General features: G+C 71.8%; 20 protein-coding genes. 14 read left to right on the top strand and 6 right to left on the bottom strand.

Annotated elements, in window-relative coordinates; genetic code table 11:
• Positions 1–3 precede the first annotated feature (3 nt).
• From ACJ6WD_RS33925 to ACJ6WD_RS33945, 5 genes are all read right to left on the bottom strand, one after another.
• On the bottom strand, positions 4–1134 hold the full coding sequence (locus ACJ6WD_RS33925; protein WP_331248938.1) for a methyltransferase: 1131 nt from the start codon (positions 1132–1134) through the stop codon (positions 4–6).
• Positions 1131–1898 carry a hypothetical protein gene (locus tag ACJ6WD_RS33930; protein WP_407617162.1) on the bottom strand — a complete coding sequence of 256 codons (768 nt, stop codon included), beginning with the start codon at positions 1896–1898 and terminating at the stop codon, positions 1131–1133. Before ACJ6WD_RS33930 ends, ACJ6WD_RS33925 begins: the two co-directional genes overlap by 4 nt.
• Complete coding sequence (locus ACJ6WD_RS33935) at positions 1879–3351, bottom strand: carbamoyltransferase C-terminal domain-containing protein (protein ID WP_233661377.1); 1473 nt, start codon at positions 3349–3351, stop codon at positions 1879–1881. The genes ACJ6WD_RS33930 and ACJ6WD_RS33935 overlap by 20 nt, the downstream gene beginning before the upstream one ends.
• 142 nt (positions 3352–3493) lie before the next feature.
• Positions 3494–4699 (bottom strand): aminotransferase class I/II-fold pyridoxal phosphate-dependent enzyme, encoded by a 1206-nt coding sequence (locus tag ACJ6WD_RS33940; RefSeq protein ID WP_407617163.1) that lies wholly within the window; start codon positions 4697–4699, stop codon positions 3494–3496.
• A complete protein-coding gene (locus tag ACJ6WD_RS33945; RefSeq protein WP_407617164.1) occupies positions 4696–6066 on the bottom strand; it encodes a B12-binding domain-containing radical SAM protein in 1371 nt (456 codons plus the stop codon). The genes ACJ6WD_RS33940 and ACJ6WD_RS33945 overlap by 4 nt, the downstream gene beginning before the upstream one ends.
• Positions 6067–6438: 372 nt before the next feature.
• Between ACJ6WD_RS33945 and ACJ6WD_RS33950 the strand changes: the two genes are divergently transcribed.
• The 9 genes from ACJ6WD_RS33950 (at position 6439) to truD (ending at position 14738) form a co-directional block, all read left to right on the top strand.
• Positions 6439–7212, top strand: a complete 774-nt coding sequence (locus tag ACJ6WD_RS33950; RefSeq protein ID WP_376439345.1) for a DUF6071 family protein — start codon at positions 6439–6441, stop codon at positions 7210–7212.
• 222 nt (positions 7213–7434) lie between these two features.
• Complete coding sequence (locus ACJ6WD_RS33955) at positions 7435–8139, top strand: tyrosine-protein phosphatase (RefSeq protein ID WP_407617165.1); 705 nt, start codon at positions 7435–7437, stop codon at positions 8137–8139.
• Positions 8140–8386: 247 nt separating this feature from the next.
• A complete protein-coding gene (locus ACJ6WD_RS33960) occupies positions 8387–9199 on the top strand; it encodes an SDR family NAD(P)-dependent oxidoreductase (RefSeq protein ID WP_407617166.1) in 813 nt (270 codons plus the stop codon).
• 15 nt (positions 9200–9214) lie between these two features.
• Positions 9215–9841: a 2OG-Fe(II) oxygenase gene (locus ACJ6WD_RS33965; protein ID WP_233661371.1), complete on the top strand. Its 627-nt coding sequence runs from the start codon at positions 9215–9217 to the stop codon at positions 9839–9841.
• On the top strand, positions 9826–10410 hold the full coding sequence (locus ACJ6WD_RS33970; RefSeq protein WP_407617167.1) for a hypothetical protein: 585 nt from the start codon (positions 9826–9828) through the stop codon (positions 10408–10410). The genes ACJ6WD_RS33965 and ACJ6WD_RS33970 overlap by 16 nt, the downstream gene beginning before the upstream one ends.
• Positions 10347–11288 (top strand): hypothetical protein, encoded by a 942-nt coding sequence (locus ACJ6WD_RS33975; RefSeq protein WP_407617168.1) that lies wholly within the window; start codon positions 10347–10349, stop codon positions 11286–11288. The genes ACJ6WD_RS33970 and ACJ6WD_RS33975 overlap by 64 nt, the downstream gene beginning before the upstream one ends.
• A complete protein-coding gene (locus tag ACJ6WD_RS33980) occupies positions 11281–12093 on the top strand; it encodes a 2OG-Fe(II) oxygenase (RefSeq protein ID WP_407617169.1) in 813 nt (270 codons plus the stop codon). The genes ACJ6WD_RS33975 and ACJ6WD_RS33980 overlap by 8 nt, the downstream gene beginning before the upstream one ends.
• 63 nt (positions 12094–12156) lie before the next feature.
• Entirely contained in the window at positions 12157–13680 is a 1524-nt protein-coding gene (locus ACJ6WD_RS33985; protein ID WP_407617170.1) for an MFS transporter, read from the top strand.
• Positions 13677–14738 carry a tRNA pseudouridine(13) synthase TruD gene (gene truD / locus ACJ6WD_RS33990; protein ID WP_407617171.1) on the top strand — a complete coding sequence of 354 codons (1062 nt, stop codon included), beginning with the start codon at positions 13677–13679 and terminating at the stop codon, positions 14736–14738. The genes ACJ6WD_RS33985 and truD overlap by 4 nt, the downstream gene beginning before the upstream one ends.
• Positions 14739–14747: 9 nt before the next feature.
• On the opposite strand, the gene ACJ6WD_RS33995 is transcribed toward truD, so the two are convergent.
• Complete coding sequence (locus ACJ6WD_RS33995; RefSeq protein WP_233661366.1) at positions 14748–15368, bottom strand: GrpB family protein; 621 nt, start codon at positions 15366–15368, stop codon at positions 14748–14750.
• A gap of 441 nt (positions 15369–15809) precedes the next feature.
• On the opposite strand from ACJ6WD_RS33995, the gene ACJ6WD_RS34000 reads away from it, so the two are divergent.
• The 5 genes from ACJ6WD_RS34000 to ACJ6WD_RS34020 all read left to right on the top strand — a co-directional run bounded on the left by ACJ6WD_RS34000 (position 15810) and on the right by ACJ6WD_RS34020 (position 20318).
• Positions 15810–16475 carry a helix-turn-helix domain-containing protein gene (locus ACJ6WD_RS34000; RefSeq protein ID WP_331248944.1) on the top strand — a complete coding sequence of 222 codons (666 nt, stop codon included), beginning with the start codon at positions 15810–15812 and terminating at the stop codon, positions 16473–16475.
• Positions 16476–16477: 2 nt separating this feature from the next.
• A complete protein-coding gene (locus ACJ6WD_RS34005) occupies positions 16478–17218 on the top strand; it encodes an SRPBCC family protein (protein WP_407617186.1) in 741 nt (246 codons plus the stop codon).
• A gap of 70 nt (positions 17219–17288) precedes the next feature.
• On the top strand, positions 17289–17861 hold the full coding sequence (locus ACJ6WD_RS34010) for a dihydrofolate reductase family protein (protein ID WP_016573673.1): 573 nt from the start codon (positions 17289–17291) through the stop codon (positions 17859–17861).
• A 110-nt stretch (positions 17862–17971) separates the two neighbouring features.
• Positions 17972–18529 (top strand): PadR family transcriptional regulator, encoded by a 558-nt coding sequence (locus tag ACJ6WD_RS34015; RefSeq protein WP_233661363.1) that lies wholly within the window; start codon positions 17972–17974, stop codon positions 18527–18529.
• Between the two features lie 67 nt (positions 18530–18596).
• Entirely contained in the window at positions 18597–20318 is a 1722-nt protein-coding gene (locus tag ACJ6WD_RS34020) for an acyl-CoA dehydrogenase family protein (protein WP_233661362.1), read from the top strand.
• Positions 20319–20456: the final 138 nt, after the last annotated feature.

Raw genomic sequence — 20456 nt, forward strand, 5'->3', positions numbered from 1 at the left:
AGGTCAGTCCGGGGAGGGCGTGTGGAGCGGTGGTTCGGCGGTGCCTGCGGCGGCCCGTTGGTCGCGCGTCGCGGGGTGGAACTCCATGACGGTGGCGCCGCCGGGAAGCCGGTGTGAGGCGTGGAGGTCCAGGCCGGCCCGTTCGGCGAGGTGCGCGTAGTCGGCTGTGCTGCGCTTGCGGCCGCCCAAGAGGACCAGCATCCGCAGATCGTGCGAGGTCAGCCGCCGGATCTCGGACGGGTCTCCGCCGTCCGGTGCGTCGGGCGCCGGTGGGTGGGGGAGCACGCGTTCGGCCACCAGCACCCGGCCCTGGCCGGTGAGGGCGGCGGCGCAGGTGTGCAGGATGCGCACGGCCCTCTCGTCGTCCCAGTCGGCCAGGACGCGGGAGAGGAGATAGGCGTCACCGCCGGGCGGGACAACGGCGAACATGTCGCATGCCGCAGCGTCCGCACGGCCGTCCAAGCCGTGCGCGGCGAGGTGACGGCGAGCCTCGGCCACCGAACCGGCTTGGTCCGCGACGGTGCCGCGCAGGTGCGGGTGGGCTTCGAGGACCTCGCGGAGCAGGGCACCGGTGCCCCCGCCGACATCGACCACGTGCCGCACGCCCGACCAGTCGTAGGCGGTGCCGATTCCGCTCGTCGAGGGCGAAACCTGTGCCATCAGCCGGTCGAACGAGGCGGTCCGGGCGGGGGACGCCCCCAGGTCCTCCCAGAACGGAGCGCCGTGGACCTTCGCGTAGACGGAGGTGCCGGAGCGGACCGCTTCCACCAGGTGGGGGAAGGTGGCGTCGAGTCTGCCGGCCACCTCGTCGGCGTCCAGCCACTGCCGGAGGTTGGCCGGGTGGTCGCAGAGCAGTTCCTCGGCCAGGCCGGTCAGTGCGTAGGTGCCGGGTTCGGGCTCCGCGAAGATGTCGCGGCAGGTGAGGAACCGCAGCAGTCGGCACAGGGCCCGCGGCTCGGCGCCGGCCGCCTCGGCCAGATCGGGAAGCTCGGTGTGACCGGCGGCGATGTGGTCGGCGAGCCGGAGGGTGGCCGCCGCCCGTACGGCGAACGGGGTGACGATGTCGGCGATCTCGGCGAGGCCGGGAGCGGGCTCCGGGCGGTCGTGCCGGGGCTGGGCGGGTGGCGTGTTCACATGCTTCTCCAGGGGGGCGTCGCCGTGGCGGCGGCCGGGCAGGTGCAGGGGACGAGGGTGCCGTTCGGCGGTGGATTCGCCGGCGGTACGGGGGCGCGGTCCCGGCCGGTGGCCGATCGTGGGGCCGGGGCGAACGCGGCGAGCAGGGCCGCTGCCTGGCGCCGGGTGCGGCAGCGGCGTACGGGAGCGCCGGTGCGGAGCAGCGCGGTGTGGATGACGACCAGGTCCCTGCGCCGGAAGAGCAGTGCCTTGCGGAGCAGCGCGGTGACGCTGCGCACGGGCGGCGCGTCGGTGTTCCGCAGGCGGCGCGGCACGTACTCCCGCGCGCTCGTCATCGTCGGCTGCCGGCTTCGGCGTCCGCCGTCGCGTGCCGCCCGCGGTGCGTCGTGGGTCGGGGGAGCGGGCGCCGTGCGGCGCAGGCGGCACGAGCGGCGCACCAGTGCCGCCGCGCACAGCAGCGGGTGACGGTCGAGGAGCACCACCAACTCGGCTGCTCCAACGCGTGGTTCGGCGCTGCCGGCGTAGTTGCCGTCGGCGATCCATCGGGGGAGGGCGCACAGGTCGTCGATGAGGCGGGTCCACTCCGCTTCGCCGGGTCGGGACCAGTCCGCGGACCAGTAGAGGTCGTCGAGGTGGTAGAGCGGGAGGCCGGTCGCGGCGGCGAGGAGGTGGCAGAAGGTGGTCTTGCCGCTGCCCGGACTGCCGAGTACGACGATCCGGCGGGGCGGCGGGTCCGGTGGCGCCTCACAGGACGCGGATGCCATGGAGCTTCCCGAACCGGATGGCGTCCTCGGTGGTGTTGACCAGGGGTTCGCCCTTGATGTTGAGGCTGGTGTTGAGCAGCATGGGGCAGCCGGTCTCTTCGTGGAAGCGCCGCAACAGGCGGTGGAGGAAGGGGTTCTGCCCTGCGTTCACGGTCTGCACGCGGCTGGTGCCGTCGACATGGCAGACGGCCAGATGGGCCTCGGGGTCGTGGGCCCGCGCGACGAACTGCATGTAGGGGCTGGTCGGTACCGGCAGGTCGAAGTGTGCGTGCGCGTGCTCTTCCAGTACCACGGGGGCGAACGGCCGGAACGGCTCGCGGCGTTTGATCGCGTTCACCCGGCGTTTGGCCGTGGGCGGCCGGGGGTCGGCGAGCAGACTGCGGTTGCCGAGCGCGCGGGGGCCGAATTCGGCCCGACCGTGGGCGACGGCGACCACCTCGCCCCGGACGAGTGCGGCGAGGACCTCCTCCAGGTCCGGTTCCCGTCCGATGTCGTGGCCGAGGTACGGGCCCGGCCACCGGACGTGCCGGCCGAGATGGGCGAGCGCCGAACCGGCCGAGCTGCCGGCGTCGCCGGGACTGGGCATGATCCAGATGGTGTCGAAGAGGCCGGTGCGGGCGAGTCGCGCGTTGTAGGCGCAGTTGAGCGCGACGCCACCGGAGTAGACCAGGTTGCGGGAGCCCGTCTCCTTGGCGGCCCAGGCGAACAGCCCGTCCAGCAGCCGTTCGGTCACTTCCTGGGCACTGGCGGCGAGGGTCGCCCGGTCGGTCAGTTCGGGCCGCCAGTCGGCGATACCCCGGTGCACCGAGCGGGTGAGGCGGAAGTGCGGCCAGTCATCGCGTTCGACGAAGTCGTTCCGGATCAGGTCGGCGAGGTCCGGCGTCCCATAGGCCGCCAGTCCCATCATGATGTACTCCTCCTCGTTGGGCTTGAAGCCCGTGCGTTGGGTGAAGGCGGAGTACAACAGGCCGATGCTGTGCGGGTAGTTGACGGTTGCCACCCGATCGAGGCGGTCGCCACGCCCGTGCCAGAGGGAGACGGTGTTCCACTCCCCGATGCCGTCCACGACCACCACGGCGGCCTCGGCCAGACCGGAGGTGTAGTAGCCGCCGGCGGCGTGCGAGCGGTGGTGGTCGACGATGTGCACCCGGGCTCGGCGCAGTTGCGGAAAGCGCCGCAGGTACCCGCGCAGTCCGATCGGGTCGGCGGCGAGGTTCAGTTGTCCGGAGCGCAGCTGCCGGGTGCGTTTGAGGACGGGGCGTTCGTAGTACACGACGTCGTCGACGCGATCCAGGTGGGCGAGGGCCGCCGACAGCGCCGCAGGGGCCAGTGCGGGGTCGTTCTTGCGTCGGCTGTACCGCTCGCAGTGCGAGGCGAAGACGAGTTCCTCGTCGCGGACCGCGGCGACCGCCGCATCGTGGCTGCGGCAGGACAGGCCGAGGATGTGCGCCATGGTGCGGCACCTCCAGGTGTGCGGGAAATCGGGGCGCTCGGGCCGAGCCCGCCGGGCGGTCCGCGCCGTGGGGCGCACACCGCCCGGCCGGGCCTCGTCGCCGTGGTGGCGGCCGAGGGACGGCGGCCGGCGGGTGCGGCCGTCACGCGGGCCGGGTGTCGTGCGGGGGGCTTTCCCGCGCGGGGAGCGGGGCGGTGGTCGGGGGAGTCGCGCGGTCGGCGACGTCGTCCAGGAGCTCGGCGACGCGGTGCATCTGTGGCCGGTCCGCCAGGGACACCCGGAAGCAGCCGCGCAGCCCGGGGACGTCGGACAGGGAGCGGATGCGGATGCGGTGTGCCGCGAGGTGGTCGCGGGCGGCATCGGCGGTGTCCGGATCCGGCGACCAGAACGTGGCGAAGTTGGCGCCTGGTTCGAGCACGCGCCAGTCCGGGTGCCTGGCCAGGACGTGGTCGACGAAGCCGTGCCGGATGGCGCGGACGTCCCGCCAGATCGCCCGCCAGCGTTCGCCCTGCGGCACCAGGCGCGCCAGCAGGGCGACGGCCGGGGCGCCGACCGCGTTCTCGGGGCGGAAGCGGCCGAGGTGTTCGCGCAGGACGGGGTGGGCGAGCAGGGCGGCGATGCGCAGTCCCGCCAGGGCGAAGGTCTTGGAGTAGGAGTGCACCACGACGACGTTGGAGAACTCCGCGACGAGCGGTGCGTGGGAGGTGTGGACGAAGTCCCCGTAGCATTCGTCGATCACGAGCAGATGGCCGTGTTCCCGGGCGGTCTCGGCGAGTTGGCGCATCGCGGGCGGTGGGTACCGCAGACCGCTGGGGCTGCCCGGATTGGTGACGGCGGCCACGGCGGGCCGCGGGGTGGACCGCAGCAGGTCGAGGAGGGGCGCAGGGTCGACGGTGGGCGGTGCTCCGGTGATGCCGGGGACTCCCGTCACGTGGACGCGGCGCAGTTGGGCGTAGTGGCGCCAGGCTTCGAAGGCGGGTTCTTGGAGGAGCAGCCGGCCGACCGGGCGGACGAGGGCGTCGACGACGAGGCCGATGCCGTAGTCGGAGCCGGCGGTGAGCAGGATGTGGGGCCGATCGAGCCCGTGGTAGGCGGCGAGTTGTCGAAGGACGTGGTCCTGGACGGGGTAGGCGAGGGTCTCGGCCAGGGAGAGCGCGGCCAGTTCGCGACTGACCAGCCGGTCGCTCCAGGGGTGCTGGAGTTCGCAGCTCTTGAGGTTCAGGACGCCGGGGCGCAGTTCGCGGGGCTGCCAGGTCAGGGTGCGGGTCTCGGTCCCGAGCGGGAAGCGGAAGTCGTGCAGGCTCACCGTGTGGGTGCCGGTGGGGGTGTGGGGTTCCGGGCCGGTCAAGGGGCGGTCCGTTTGGGAATGCGTTCGTGGACGTCGGTGAGCCGGTCCTCCGGCCCGAAGAGGAAGGCGTACCGGGCGTCGGCCTCGCGCTGGCGGCCGGTGTCGCGATCGTCGTCCGCGGCGTCGACGGACCGGCCGGCAGTGATCAATTGTCGGTTGTAGCGGGCTACTTGACGAGTCGTCATGTCACCCGTCATCGAGTGGTACGGGGTGTACATGGTCGGGCGGATGCGGGCGCCGAGCGAGCGCGCGAGTTCGATGGTGCGGGAGGCGCCCTGGACGGAGGTGCCCGGCAGCCCGACGATGATGAACGCGTTGAGTTCGATTCCGGACCCGGTGCACCAGCGCGCGAGTGCCCGGAACCGCTCCGCTTCGATCCGCTTGTTGCGGGGCAGTACGCCCTGGCCCTCTTCCTCCAGGGTTTCCAGCCCCACCGAAATGCGGACGCAGCCGGCTCGCCCCATCAGGGCGACCATTTCCTCGCTCAGGTGGTGGACCGTGGTCGCACATTTCCATTGCGGTGACACCGGGCCTTCGATGAACCGTTCGCACAGCTGACGGACCCAGCGTCGATCCAGGGTGAACGTGGGGGCGTAGAAGGCGACGTATTCGAAGGGGTGATGGGCGTAGCTGTCCCGGATGTAGTCGATCACGGTGTCCACGGGGAGCCGGCGTTCGCGGAGGCCGAAGATTTCCGGGACCTCGCAGAATTCGCAGCCGACCGGGCAGCCGCGGGCCGCCGGCACGACCAGTTCGCGTCGGAAGGGGATGCCGCAGAATTTGTGTTCGTCCCGGGAGTAGAACCGGTCGTAATCCTGGTAAGGAATTTCGGAGACATCGGGCAGGGTCCACTCTTCGGGGGCCAGTCGATCTCCGTGGCCGTCGGGTTCGAGCCAGCGATCGCCGTGCCGTACCGCGACACCGGGAAATCCCGTCGCGGCGGCGTCTTCCGGGCGGGCTGTCGCGAGCGCGGCGACGTAGTGCGCGACGCCGCATTCGTAGTCCCCGGACTGTACGACCGCGTCCAGGTCGAACTGCCGGAAGAATCCGGGATTGAGGCTGGAGAGCCGTCCGAACGTGATGAGTCGGCTGTGCGGGGACAGGGCCCGCGCGTACTCGGCGAACCGGGGCAGGCCGTCCACCGCGTCGAAGTCGTTCATCACCGCGATGACGTCGTAGCGGCCCTGGTAGAGCAGGTCGCCGACGCCCTTCCAGTTCATGCTGAGGGTGCCGGCCTCGCAGGTGTCCACCCGGCCCGTCTGCGGCAGGCGGCGCAGATGGCCGGCGACCATGTACAGCGGACTGTGGTGGCCGGCGTTGAAGTAACTGGGTACGTGGGGCGGCCAGATGAGTAACACGTCGGTCATGTGCGCTTCCTTGCCTAGCGGGCGGAGCGGGCACAGTGCGCGAAAACCTGCGGGTCTCCCTACCCCCGTCGAGCCCCCCTTCATTCGGCAATTTTGAGCCGAAGGATTTTCCGGACCCGCTGGTGTGGTCCTTGCTCGCACGGGCATCGTCAATGCCCTGGCGTGACGGTAATTGATCGCGATAACTCGCCCCTCAGGCTCCTCTTCCGTCACATGGCTGAAGTTCGCGGGACGGATATGCGACAGGTTGCCGAACGTGGAGGAGGGCTGCTTCAATTTCACACCGCGGCGGAAGCCTGCCCACTTTGACGTTGCTTCCGTGGTGCGCACATGGGGGTAAATCATATGTTGATTTACGCAAATGGCTGCTCTATGACGTACGGCGCCGAATTGGTGGACGATCGGGACCCGGATCCGGAACTACGGTGCTACCGGGAGAAGAACGCCTGGCCCGGGCGAATCGGGGAGTTCCTGGACGCCGACCGCGTGGTGAACGACGCAGTGATCTCCGGATCCAACGACCGGGTCGTCCGCACGACCATCGACTGGTTGGCCGGTCATCGCGAAGCGGCCGAAGAAGGGCAGCTGTTGGTCATCGTCGGCTGGTCCGGTGCCATGCGCCGGGAGTTCTACGTGGACGGCGCATTCCGACAGGTCATTCCCTATCAACCGCAGCAGCACCCGGACGTCCAGCAACTGGCCGACGTCTACCGCAAGTTCGCCTGGCACGACCGCGAGTGCGGGGCCCGCCTGCTCACGCAGATCCTCTCCCTCCAGGCGTTCTTGCAACAGTGCCGGATTCCGTACCTCTTCTTCGACGCCATCGAGGGGTCCTTCGACAGCATCGGCCGGGGCGGGCTGGCCGACAGCGCCGGGATGGAGATGGTGGACCGGACCCGCTTCTACCGGTTCGGCGACGCCGACGGTTCCATGGCCGACGTGCTCAGGGCATCCGGCACCGGATGGAAAGGACGGCATCCGGCGGAGGACGGTCACGAGGCGTGGGCGCACAAGCTGGCGGCGTACGTGGCGGCCGGCCAACTGCTCAGACGCCCCGCGGCAGCGTCCGCCGCGCCGCCGACCGGCCCCGCCTTCGGACGTCGGCGCGCGTTCCGCCCCGCGAACCGTGGCTTCCTCTACCCCTGACCGTCCGCTGTTCCACGGCCGGCCGGTGCCCCTCCTCCGCCGAGCGCGACGGCCGGCGTCCCGGGCACGAACGGCCGTCCCACCGGGAAAGGCACCCCTGATGGACACCACCCGCACCGCGGTCCGTCACCGGCCGCTCGGCGCCCTGCCCGCCCGATGAGCCCGCCGCCTCCCGAGCCGCACCCGCCCCGACCGGCCTCCGATGCGGTCAACCTGCGCGCCGTGGCACCGGTGGGGATCGCGGCGGGCCGCATCTGGCGCGCGGGAGCCGGCGCGACCATGGCCCCGGTCCTCGCGGCGGAACTGACCGATCACCATGGCCTGCGTACCGTCATCGACCTCCGCTCGGCGCGCGAGACGGAACGCTCGGGCGACCCGACGGCACTCCTCGCACGCGGCGTGCGATGGTCCCGCACCCCACTCGCGGGATACCCGCGCGATCTCGTGCACGTCCCCCGGCCGACCCCCGAACACTACGTGCGCTACTACCACGCCATCCTCCTGAACAGCGCCGCCGGAGCCGTCCGCGCGCTGTTCGGTGCGTTGGCCGAGGCCGCCGACGAACCGTTCCTGATCTGCTGCCACTTGGGCAAGGACCGTACGGCAGTGGTGGTGGCCGCGGTCCTGGCCCTGGCCGGGGTGCCCGACGAGTGCATCGTCGCGGACTACGCGGCCAGTGGCACCGCGTTGTGTCCGCTCGTCGACCGCTTCGCGGACAAGTGGCGGGCCCACGGCTGGACACGCCAGGACTACCTGGTCCACCTCGACACCCCGGCCGTGGTCATGCGGACCTGGTTGACCGAGTTGCGTCAGCGGCACGGAAGCGTGCGGGACGCACTGGTGCGGGCCGGAGCCCGCCCCGGAGACCTCACCGCCGTCACGGACGCGCTCCGCGGTGCCTCCGCGTCCCGCGCCCAACCGCCCTGATTCCCCCCGCCCGGCGAGCCCCCCCCGGCACGCCGTGCCTGCCACCGGAGCACCGCGCGACGGTTCCCTGCCCGAAGGTGGAGGCAAGGAGAAGGTCAGCCGCGACACAACCAGAACGCCGTACCCCGGTACACCGGCCGGCACCTGCCGCAGTGGCCAGCTCCTTGCCTCCTCCCCGGAACAGAGAAAATCCTCCGACGCGCTCCCTGTCCGTACGCACCCCCAACCGCCGGTCACAGGAGCACCCATGAGCCCACCCACCTCCGCCACACCACCCGACTCAGGGCGCTTCCGAGGCGCCGCGGTCATCGGCGGCACCCACGGCCTGGGCCGTGCGCTCGCCCTGTCCGCACACGCCCGCGGACTGCGCACCGTCGTCTACGGACGTACCGCTGAGAGCCTCTCCGACGACGGCCTGCTGCCCCGGCACCTGGACCTGTGCGATCCGCGCAGCGTGCGGGACACCGATGTCGAGGTGCCGGCCCCCTGCTACGTGCTGTGGGTCGCCGGGGCGTTCCTGAAGAAGACCCTCGCGGATACCACCGAGGACGAGGTCGAGCAGTTGACCCGGCTGCTCTTCACCGGCCCGGTCAACTTCCTCCGCCGCCTGCTCGCCGCCGCCGGAGGGCCCGTCCACCTGATCACCGTTGCTTCCTCGTCCGCGTGGAAGCGGCGCGAACGGGAGTCGCTGTACTGCGGGTTGAAGGCCGCGCAGGCGACGTTCGTGCGCAACCTGGTGCCCGAACTGCTCGCGGCACACCCGGAGAACCGCGTCACCCTGGTCAACCCCGGCGGGCTGGCCGTACCCGACTTCCACACCGGGCTCGCCCTGGACTTCGGCGCCATGATGGACCCGGACCGGGTCGCCCGGATCGTCTGGGACATCGCCGCCGACCAACGCCGGCCCTTCACCGAAGTGCAGATCCTGCGCAGCCGCGCCCCCGGCTCCGAGGGCACCCCCGAGGTGTCGTACGGGGCCCGCAGGCCGCAGGCCCCCGAAGAGCCCGACCCTCCCGCGGTCGCGAACGCGGCGCCGCCCCTGCCCACCCGGCACGACTGACCTAAGGACGCGCCCGTGCTCGACCTGCACGCGCCGGTGGAACGACACGGCGAACCGTACCCGTGGGCCGTGGCCCACTCCGTCATCCCGGCAGCGACCTGCCGGCTGCTCCGGGAGCAGATGCCCCCGCCCGGGGCACTGCACCCCGCCGAGCGCACCGGCGACGGCGACAAGACCTACCGGATGGCGGTCCTGCCGCTGATCCACCGCGGCGCCGCCGCACCGGGCATGGCCGAGGTGGGCGAGGCGTGGCATCGGCTCGTCGCGCACTTCCAGGCGGACGCCTACCGCGACTGGGTGGCCCGGACCATCGGCGTCGACGTCGGCGACACCACGTTCGACATCGGACTCTTCGTCTTCCAGGGCGGAGACCGGATCTCCTCGCACACCGACAAACCAGGCAAGCGCGCCACCCACGTCCTCTACCTCAACGACGACTGGGCGCACGAGCACGGTGGACTGTTCGAAGTCCGCAGCGGACCCGACCTGTCCGACCACCCGTACGCCACCGTTGTCCCGGGCGGCGGCCGTTCGGTGCTCTTCGCGCGCTCGGAACGCTCCTGGCACGCGGTCGCCCCCGTGTCCGCCCACGCCCCGCACTTCCGGATGACCTGCCAGGTGGAGATGTGGAACCCCAGCTGACGCCCACCCCGCCCACCGGCGGACACACCACCGACGCCCCCGTGGCGACTCCGCCGTCCCCCGGCGCCCCCATCCACCGCGAGCCGTACTGGGACGTCGAGGCCGGTCCACCGCAGGGCGGCGAGCTGCGGATGGCCGGATTCAAGCACCTCATGGTGCCCGCCATGGCCGCGGCGTGCCTGTCCGAAGAACCCTGGTGCCTGGACAACGCACCGCAGTTGACCGATCGCCAGGCACTGGCCGCCATGTTGACGCAACTCGGCGCCCGGGTGGACGTCGACGAAGCCGCGGACCGGGTGCGGATCGACGCCTCCCCGCTGCACGGGCACCGCGTCCCGGCTGACTGGTCGGCCCAGGTCCACGGCGGCGCCTACCTGCTCCCGGTCCTGCTGGCCAGGCACGGGCGGGTGGAATCCGGGGCGCACGGCGGCTGCCGGATCGGCGGCGGAAGCCGCGGCGGTCGGCCGGTGGAACACATCGCCCGGGTGCTGGAACGCTTCGGGGCGTGCTGCACCACCGACGGTGCCGGACTGACCGCCACGGCCCCCGCGGACTGCGCGGCGCGGTGATCGACCTGGGCGACTTCGCCACGCCCGACCCGCACCGCGGCCTCCCCACCGGCCCCCACTACTCGGGCGCCACCAAGACCGCACTGCTCGCGGCGGCCACCGCCCGGGGCAACACGGTGCTGCGGCACCCCTATCCCAAACCCGACGCCCAGGAACTGGCCCACGTGCTGGCGCGGGCCGGGGTGGCGGTGGACGTGCGTCCGGAGAGCATCGAGGTCCAGGGAGCGGACGGGCCCCTCCGCGCCACCTCCGTCACCCTGCCCTCGGACCTGATGGAAGTGATCACGTTCGTCACGGCGAGCGTCCTGCTCGACCGGAACCTGACCCTGCGGCTGGACCGCCCGGAGGTGGTGCGGGACGGACTCGCCCCGGAACTCCACCACTTGGGGAACATCGGAGTCCCGCTCGCCTGGGACGGAGAACTGCTGCACGTCCGCCCCGCCACCAGCCCCCTCGCACCGGACCGCGTCATTGCCGCCTCCCACCTGGTGTACAGCGACGCCCAGCCCCTCTTCGCCCTCCTCCTGCTCGCCGCCTCGGGGGCCTCGGCGCTCGTGGAGACCGTCTGGTCGGGGCGGTTCGGCTACGTCGACGGACTGCGCTCCATGGGCGCACGCCTCACGGTGGACGGTCAGGAACTGCGCATCCTCCCCGGCCCGCTGCACCCTGCGCCCGGTCCGCTTCGCGGCAACGACCTGCGGGCCGCCGCCGCCCTGCTGCTCGCGGCCCTGGCCATCGGCACCCCGCACCGGCTGTACGGCGTGGAGCACCTGGCCCGCGGCTACGACCGACTCCCCGCCAAACTCCGCTCCCTGGGCGCGAGGATCACCTCCGGAACCACCCCGGCACCGGAACAGGAGGCGAGGACCCATGCCTGAGGTCCCGTCGCCCCTCGTCGCCACCCCGCCCCGAGGCCCCGGCCGCCTTCTCGACCTGTCCGTGCTGCGACGGGCGGAACTCGCCGAGCGGCCGTACCGCTGGGCGGAAATCCCCGGCACCCTGCGCGACGGCGTCGTCGCCGGCGAGACCGCGCGCAGACTGGAGGCCGAATTCCCCACCCGAGGCTTCCAACTGACCGAGCGCACGGGCAACGGCGCGGAGAAGACCTACCGCACGCGCAACCTGCCCCTGATCACCCAGGGCCGCCCGGTCGCCGACAGCCACCACGCCCTCACACCCCTGTGGCAACGGCTCGTCGACGAACTGGCCGCACCCGACTACCGCGCCGCCGTCGCCGAGACGACCGGTTGCCGGCTCGAACACTGCGCCGTGGAGGCCCGGGCGGTCCGCTACGGCCCCGGCTACTGGATCGCACCGCACACCGACCGCGCCGACAAGGTGGTCACCCAACTCTGGTACTTCAACTCCCGGTGGCCGGCCCACTGGCGCGGCACGCTGCGGATCCTCGGCTCGTGCGCACCCGACGACGTCACGACCGAGGTCGCGCCCCACCAGGGCTCCTCGGTGCTGCTGGTCCGGTCGGCCGACTCCTGGCACTCCGTCACCCCGGTCTCCGCCGACGCACGCCAGGACCGGCGCACCCTGCTGCTGCACTTCATCGATCCCACGGCCGACACCGGTTCCGGCCACCAGGAGGCACACCCGGGCGACGCCGCCCTCGACGACGCGCAGCGGCCCGGTGCGACGGGTGGTCGAGCGGGCCCCGAGCCGGCGCGTGACTGAGAGGCCGTCGCGCAGGTTGCACTACTGCCCGTGCCAGTCCCGCGACCGATCGGATGTCCCTCCTTGACCCGCCCCCACGACACCGTCCGCACGGCCCCGGCCCTCAGCCCGCCCTCGACCGGCTACGGCCGCCGGGTGCTCTCCGCGACCTCGTTCACCGCCCTGCTGACCGGCCTCAACACCAGCGGTCTGGACGTGGCCCTGCCCGACGTCGTCCGGCACTTCGAGGCGTCCGCCGCCCAGACCAGCTGGATCATGGTCGGATACCTCCTGGCCAGTACCGTCCTGCTGTTGGTCTGGGGGCGCCTCGCGGACCTGTTCGGGCGCCGTCGGCTCTATCTGGCCGGAATCGCCGCGTTCACCGCCGCCAGCATCGGCTGCGCCCTGGCCCCGAACGCCTGGATCCTCATCCTCGGCCGGGTCCTCCAAGGCGTGGGGGCCTCGGCCGTGATCACCAACACCACCGCACTGCTCGCGGACGCCTTTCCTCCCGAGCGGCTGACCAAGGCCCTCGGCATCAACGCCATACTGATCTCCGCCACCCAGGCCGCCGGGCCCCTGCTGGGCGGACTGCTCACCAACGCCTGGGGCTGGTCGGGAGTCTTCTGGACCAGCGGGGGAGCCGGACTGGCGGCCCTGGTCTGGTCCGCCGCCATCCTGCGCCCGGACCACGGCCGCGGTGCGTCCGAGCGGTTCGACGTGGCGGGTGCCCTGTTGTCCGTGGTGTTCCTGGGCGGTGGATCACTGGCACTGACCGAGAGCGGCCGCGGGGACGGGAGCGTCGCCGGGGGATGGACGAGCGCGACCGTGCTGCTCTGTGCCGCCCTGTCGGTGTCCGCCCTGCTCGTGTTCCCCGTGGTGCAGAGCCGCCGCCGGTACCCCCTGATGGATCCGTGGCTGTTCCGCGACCGGCGGCGGACGATAGCGCTGCTGGCCGCCTTCCTGACGGCGGTGTCCTACTTCTCCGTCGTGCTGGTCATGTCCCTCTACCTCCAGACGGTCGAGCGCCTGGACGCCCTCTCCGCCGGCCTCCAGGTCATGCTCATGTCCGTCGGGGCCATGCTCACCGCTCCGCTGGCCGGACGCCTGGCCACCCGCTATCCGGCACGCGTGCTGTCCAGCGCGGGCACCGCGACGTCCGCACTGGGCATCGCGTTCCTGGTGATCGCACTCGGCCCGCCGGCGCCCACGGCGCTCATCGGACTGGGACTGTTCCTGACCGGAGCCGGCGCCGGCATCTTCGGCGTACCGAACACCGGTGAGCTCATGACGCTGGTACCGCCGCACCGGCGCGGCATCGCCAACGGCGTCCGATCCGTGCTCCAGAGCGCCGGCTACCTCATCAGCACGGTCCTCTCACTCGCTCTGGTGGCCGTCCACGGGCCGTCGGAGCGCGCATCCCCCGACGACATCGGCGCACCGCTCCGCGTGGTGTCCGCAGGCGCCCAGAGCCTCGCCGACTCCCACCGCACGGCCCTGCTCGTACTGCTCTGCCTCTGCTTGGCCGCCACCGGTGTCTCGCTCCTGCGCGGCGGCACGCACCGCCCGGATCCCGCCAGTTCCCTCAGCACGGAAGGCACGAAGTGACCCTGGAGCACCCCGTCCTCAAGGCCCGCCACACCGACTTCATAGTCCAGGAGACCATCGTCCTGCCCGTCCAGGACGAGCCGGACGCCCCCTACCAGTACCTGAGGTTGCGCAAGCGCGGCTACACCACGTTCGAGGCGATCGACCGGATCGCTGCGGTCTGCGGCGTGCCCGCGTCCGACGTGACGGCGGCCGGGCTCAAGGACGAGGACGCCGTCACCGAACAGCACATCGCCTGCCGCGGCGGCCTCGCCCCGGACCGGATCGCCGAGTTCAACGCGCGTCACTCCGCCGGCGACCGCGCCATGAGCCTCACCCCCCACGGCTACGGACGACAGGACCTGCGCGCCGGACACCTGGAAGGCAACGGCTTCCGGATCACCGTCCGCGGGCTGAGCCCGACGTTCGCCGCCGCCCTCGACGGACTCGGCGAACGCACCAGAGACCTGTTCTTCGTCAACTACTACGATACCCAACGGTTCGGCGTGGCTGGCGGTCCCAAGACCACCCACCACATCGGCCGGGCCCTGTTGGAGAACGACCACCAGACCGCGCTCGACCTCGTCCGGGCGTCCCGGTCCGCTGAGGCGGAGCACGCCCGCCGATTCGCCGGACCTGCCGCCGGGTTCTTCGACGCGATCGACCCCCGGGTCAGGGCCTTCTACCTGTGCGCGCACGCCTCGTACGTCTGGAACGAGCAACTGACGGCACGGCTGCGGCAGTTCCATCGGCACCCGCTCGACGAAACCCACCGCGATGGCATCCCGTACGCCTTCGCCACGCACCGCGACGACGTGCTGTCGCTGCTCCGGCGAGCGCCGACCCTGTCCTACGTCCGCTACCGCTGGACCGACGGGGCCATCCGCCGGACCGAGGGCCTGCGCCCGACGGTCGTGCAGACCCGCGTCCGCGTCGAGCGGACCGGCGAGGACACCGACACACCGGGGCGGTACGCCTGTGAACTCGCCCTCTTCCTGCCCACCGGCTGCTACGCCACCAACGCGGTGGCGCAGTGGGTCGCCTGGACCGCCCGCACCGCCGCGGCGAGCGACCTGTAGGGAGGGGGGTCAGCGACGGGGGGCCACGGGCCGAGCCGTCGTCGTGGTGCAGGGCTGCCACCCCGTGGCCCGTGCCCAGGGCTCGGCGACGGCGACCACGAGATCGACCACGGGATCCTTGACGTCGGCGTAGGTGGCGAGATCCGGAACGGCCTGCGCCAGTACCTGCTTGAAGCGGGCGTAGGCCGGTACCGCCTCGGGGTGCGCCCGCAGCCAGTCGCGGAACAGCAGCGCCAGCCGCTCGTTCGGCGAACCGGACCTCCGGACATGGAGGTTGACGTCCAGCCCCCGATGGCCCTGACGGATCCACAGCCGCTTCGTCCAGCGCGCTGGATCGTCGTCACTGCCGGCGGGAACGTGGTCCTGCCGATACGGCGCGAGGGCGAAGCCCCGCTCGGCCAGCGGCCCGGCGAACGCGGCCTCCGCCTCCGCCAGATCCCGCACGCTCACCTGGAGATCGAGAACGGGCTTGGCCGCCATACCGGGCACCGCCGTGCTGCCGATGTGCTCGACGTGGAGCGCGAGCGGCCGGAGCAGGACGTGCAACTCTTCTGCGAGGTCCTCGCCCTGGACCGTCCAGCCGGGATCGGGAGCGACGACTACGACGTCGGGGGAGCTGTCCTTGTGCATCAGTCGATTGTAGGGACTCCGGCACCCAGGGTGGCGGGACCGCGCATCCCTGAAACCGGTGAACGTGCTCCTCGCCGTGGCGTCGACGCCTCGTGGGAAGCGTCGTCGGCAGCACCGGAGACGGCCGTGGCGGCGCCGGAGGTACCGGAACGCAGCTGCCGCCGGTCACCGTCGGCAGGGCCGCGCTGCTCGACCACGCGGAACGGCGGCCGGGGCGGCCAGGGGGCTCCGTAGCGGCTGTCCTTGCCCGCGGTGGCGTGGGACCCGAACTCCGCACCTCCCACTGGCGGTTCGGGAGCGGGATGTCGCCGACCTGAGCACTTCGGCGGTTGCCGGCCCGCCGGGCGCCGGTGCGCCGCCCTCCCGGTGAGGTCCAGGGAAGGGCGTGCCGACAACTTCCCCTTCCTTGACAAATTTTTTTGTCGGTACGATCCTGGAGCGGTGCTGGATGTCGCCGTGATCGAAGAACCCGCCGCCGCCGAGGCGTCCCTGGCCCCCATACGGTCAGGGATCCTCGCCGCCCTCGCCGAGCCCGGTTCAGCCGCCATGTTGGCGGCTCGCCTGGGGCTGCCCCGGCAGAAGATCAACTACCACCTGAAGGAACTGGAGCGCCACGGGCTGGTCGAGCTCGCCGAGGAGCGCCGCAAGGGGAACGTCACCGAGCGGATCTACCAGGCCACCGCCGCCTCCTACGTGATCTCCCCGAGCGCCCTGAGCGCCGTCAGTCCGGACCCGTCCCGCGCGCCGGACCAGCTTTCCGCCCGCTGGCTGCTGGCACTGGGGGCGCGGCTGGTGCAGGAGGTCGGCGCCCTGCTGAGCGGTGCCTCCCGGGCCCGGAAGCGGGTCGCGACCTTCGGGATCGACACCGAGGTGCGGTTCGCCTCCGCGGCCGACCGGGCGGCGTTCGCCGACGAACTGACCCGCACGGTGGCGGACCTCGTCGGCCGCTACCACGACGAGTCCGCCCCGCGGGGCCGCAGTCACCGCGTGGTGGTCGGACTCCACCAGATCCCCGCCGTGCAGCCCGCGGATCCGAGCGGGCAGACGGATCCGCAGCCGTCCGGAGAGACCGCAACGACGCACACCACAGCAGGACAGGACGCGTGAAGATGACCCATCCGTTCGAGATCGAGCTGGCGACGACCCTGCCGGCGACCCCGGAAGAGGTCTGGGAGGCCATCGCCACGGGGCCGGGGATCGACTCCTGGTTCATGGGGTGCAACGACGTCGAACCGCGCGAGGGCGGTGTCGCCGGGATGGAAACCGGCGGCCACCGCGAGGAGGCCGTGGTCACCGCCTACGAGCCGGGCCGACGCTTCGCCACCCGCACGGGCACCGCCGACGACGGCCGCTTCATGGCGTTCGAGTACCTGATCGAGGGCCGGGAGCAGGGCAGCACCGTACTCCGCGTCGTCCACAGCGGCCTGCTCGGCGACGACTGGGAGGACGAGTACGACGCACTGCGCCGCGGCTGGCCGTTCCACCTCCACACCCTGGGCCAGTACCTCGGCCACTTCCGCGGCCGCACCGGCGTGCCGGTCTTCGCCGTGGCGACGCCGGGCGACCGGCCGGCGGAGGAGGTGCGTGCGGCCCTGTACCGGGCCCTGTCGCTGCCGGCCTCGCTCGTCGACGGCACGCGGGTGCACGCGGAGCCGGCGGGCCTGCCGCCCCTGGACGGCGAGGTCGTCTGGGCGGACGACGAGCGCTTCGAGGTCCGGACCGGTGACGGGCTCTACACCTTCCACCACGGCATCGGCGGCCCGGTGCTGATGTTCCACCACCTCTTCGGCCCGAACCCGCACGGAGCCGAGGCCGCCTGGCAGCAGTGGCTGGCCGCGGCCCTCGCCTGACACCGCAGGCACGGCGCACGCCGGGCACGCACGAGAAGCCGCCCGCACCCGAGAAACCGAGGAATCACCCATGCGTACTCTGATCAGCACGGCCTTCGTCTCCCTCGACGGCGTCGTGGAGGCCCCCGGCGGCGAATCCGGCTACCGCAACGCCGGCTGGACCTTCAAGGACGTCGAGTTCGTGCCCGAGGCGTTCGAGATCAAGGGGCGGGAGCAGGAGGAGGCCACCGCGATCCTGATGGGCCGGGTCAGCTACGAGGCGTTCAGCCCGGTGTGGCCGACCATGCCGGAGTTCGCCCGCTACAAGACGCTGCCGAAGTACGTCGTCTCCACCACCCTCACCGAGGACCAACTGGTCTCCGACTGGGGCGAGACCACGATCCTGCGCTCGCTCGACGAGGTCGCCGACCTGAAGCGGAGCGAGGGCGGGCCGATCATCGTCCAGGGCAGCGCCTCGTTGAACCGCGCCCTCTCGGACGCCGGTCTGATCGACCGCTACCACCTGCTCGTCTACCCGCTGCTGCTCGGCGCCGGCAAGCGCCTGTTCAGCGCCGCGGACAAGGACGCCCAGAAGCTGAAGCTCATCGAGCACGACGCCTACGCCAACGGCGTGCAGAAGCAGGTCTTCGAGGTCGTGCGCTGACGACGCCGCCGGTCGCGACGACCGTCCGACGGGATGCCGCCCGGGTGAGCCGCGTCTCACCCGGGCGGTGCCGCTTGTCTATGCAACGAGTTGCATAGCAAGATCGGGGCATGGCGCTCGAACACGCGATCCTCGTCTCCCTGCTGGAGAAACCGGGCTCCGGCTACGAGCTGTCCCGGCGCTTCGAGCGGTCCATCGGCTACTTCTGGACCGCGACCCACCAGCAGATCTACCGCGTGCTCAAGCGGATGGAGCAGGACGGCTGGATCGACGTCCGCGACGTGCCGCAGCAGGGCCGGCCGGACAAGAAGGAGTACTCCGTCACCGGCCCCGGCCGCGCCGCGCTCTCCGGGTGGCTGCACGAACCGGTCGAACCCGAGAGCGTCCGGCACGACCTCGCCGTCAAGATCCGCGGCGCGGTCTTCGACGACCCGGCCGCGCTGATCCGCGAGGTCGAGCGACACCGCCAGGCACACGCCGACCGGCTCACCCACTACCTCGCGGGCGAGCGGCGCGACTTCACCGGCCCCGGGGCCGACGCCCCGCTCGACGCCGGACAGGAACTCCAACACGTCGTGCTGCGCGGCGGCATCGCCTACGAGCGGATGACGATCGCCTGGCTCGACGACGTCCTCGCCACCCTCCACCGGCTCCGCCCCGCGCCCTGACCCCGCGCGGGCGCCGCGGCCCCGAACCCCTCACCCGAAACCACCGAGCTCGGAAAGGCGTCCCCCCATGGCGGATTCCCTGCTGTTCAACCCCCGCACCTACGACCCCGCGCACTTCGACGCCGAGACCCGTCGACTGCTGCGCGCCACCGTCGACTGGTTCGAGGCGCGCGGCAAGCGCAAGCTCATCGAGGACTACCGCTCCCGTGCCTGGCTGGCGGACTTCCTCGAATTCGCCGCGAAGGAGGGGCTGTTCGCGAAGTTCCTCACCCCCGCCTCCGCCGCGGACGGGCAGCCCGACAAGCGCTGGGACACCGCCCGGATAGCCGCCCTCAACGAGATCTTCGGCTTCTACGGGCTGGACTACTGGTACGCCTGGCAGGTCACCATCCTCGGACTCGGCCCGGTCTGGCAGAGCGACAACACCGCCGCCCGCGACCGCGCCGCCGCACTCCTCGACCAGGGTGAGGTGTTCGCCTTCGGCCTGTCCGAGAAGGCCCACGGCGCCGACATCTACTCCACCGACATGCTGCTGGAGCCGGACGGCGAGGGCGGCTTCCGGGCCAGCGGCGCCAAGTACTACATCGGCAACGGCAACGCCGCCGGCCTGGTCTCGGTCTTCGGCCGCCGCACCGACGTCGAGGGCCCGGACGGCTACGTCTTCTTCGCCGCCGACAGCCGTCACCCGGCGTACCACCTGGTGAAGAACGTCGTCGACTCCTCCAAGTACGTCAGCGAGTTCCGCCTCGACGACTACCCGGTGGGGCCCGAGGACGTCCTGCACACCGGGCGCGCCGCCTTCGACGCCGCGCTCAACACCGTCAACGTCGGCAAGTTCAACCTCTGCACCGGCGCCATCGGCATCTGCGAACACGCCATGTACGAGGCCGTCACCCACGCCCAGAACCGCATCCTCTACGGGCGCCCGGTCACCGCCTTCCCGCACGTGCGCCGCGAACTGACCGACGCCTACGTCCGCCTCGTCGGCATGAAGCTGTTCAGCGACCGCGCCGTCGACTACTTCCGCTCCGCCGGCCCCGACGACCGCCGTTACCTGCTCTTCAACCCCATGACGAAGATGAAGGTGACCACCGAGGGCGAGAAGGTCATCGACCTGATGTGGGACGTCATCGCCGCCAAGGGCTTCGAGAAGGACACCTACTTCGCCCAGGCGGCCACCGAGATCCGGGGCCTGCCGAAGCTGGAGGGCACGGTCCACGTCAACCTCGCCCTGATCCTGAAGTTCATGGGCAACCACCTGCTCAACCCCGCCGCGTACGCGCCGGTGCCCACCCGCCTCGACGCGGCCGACGACGCCTTCCTCTTCCGGCAGGGGCCCGCCCGCGGCCTGGGCGCCATCCGCTTCCACGACTGGCGCGCCGCCTACGACCGCTACGCCGAGCTGCCCAACGTCGCCCGTTTCCGCGAACAGGCCGATGCGCTCTGCGCGTTCGTCACCACCGCCGCCCCCGACGAGGAGCAGAGCCGCGACCTGGACCTCCTCCTCGCCGTCGGCCAGCTCTTCGCGCTGGTCGTGCACGGCCAGCTGATCCTGGAGCAGGCGGACCTGACCGGCCTGGAGAACGACGTTTTGGACGAGTTGTTCGCGGTCCTCGTCCGGGACTTCTCCGCGCACGCCGTCGAGCTGCACGGCAAGGACTCCGCCACTGAGGACCAGCAGCGCTGGGCACTGGGCGCGGTCCGTCGCCCGGTCACCGACGAGGCCCGGTCCGCCCGTGTCTGGCAGCGCGTCGAGGCACTGGCCGGGACGTACGAGATGGCGCCGTAACGCACCCCCGCGCACTGCCCGCCGACCCGGGGCCGGACAACCGGCCCCGGGCCGCGCCCGCTTGCGCCGAGACGTGACACCGCTGGACGGGGACCGGCGCCAGAGCGGCTCGCCGGGCGTCCCGCCGATCGTGCCCTC

The sequence above is a fragment of the Streptomyces sp. VTCC 41912 genome, assembly GCF_045799175.1.
In the GTDB taxonomy this organism is placed as follows: domain Bacteria; phylum Actinomycetota; class Actinomycetes; order Streptomycetales; family Streptomycetaceae; genus Streptomyces; species Streptomyces albulus_C.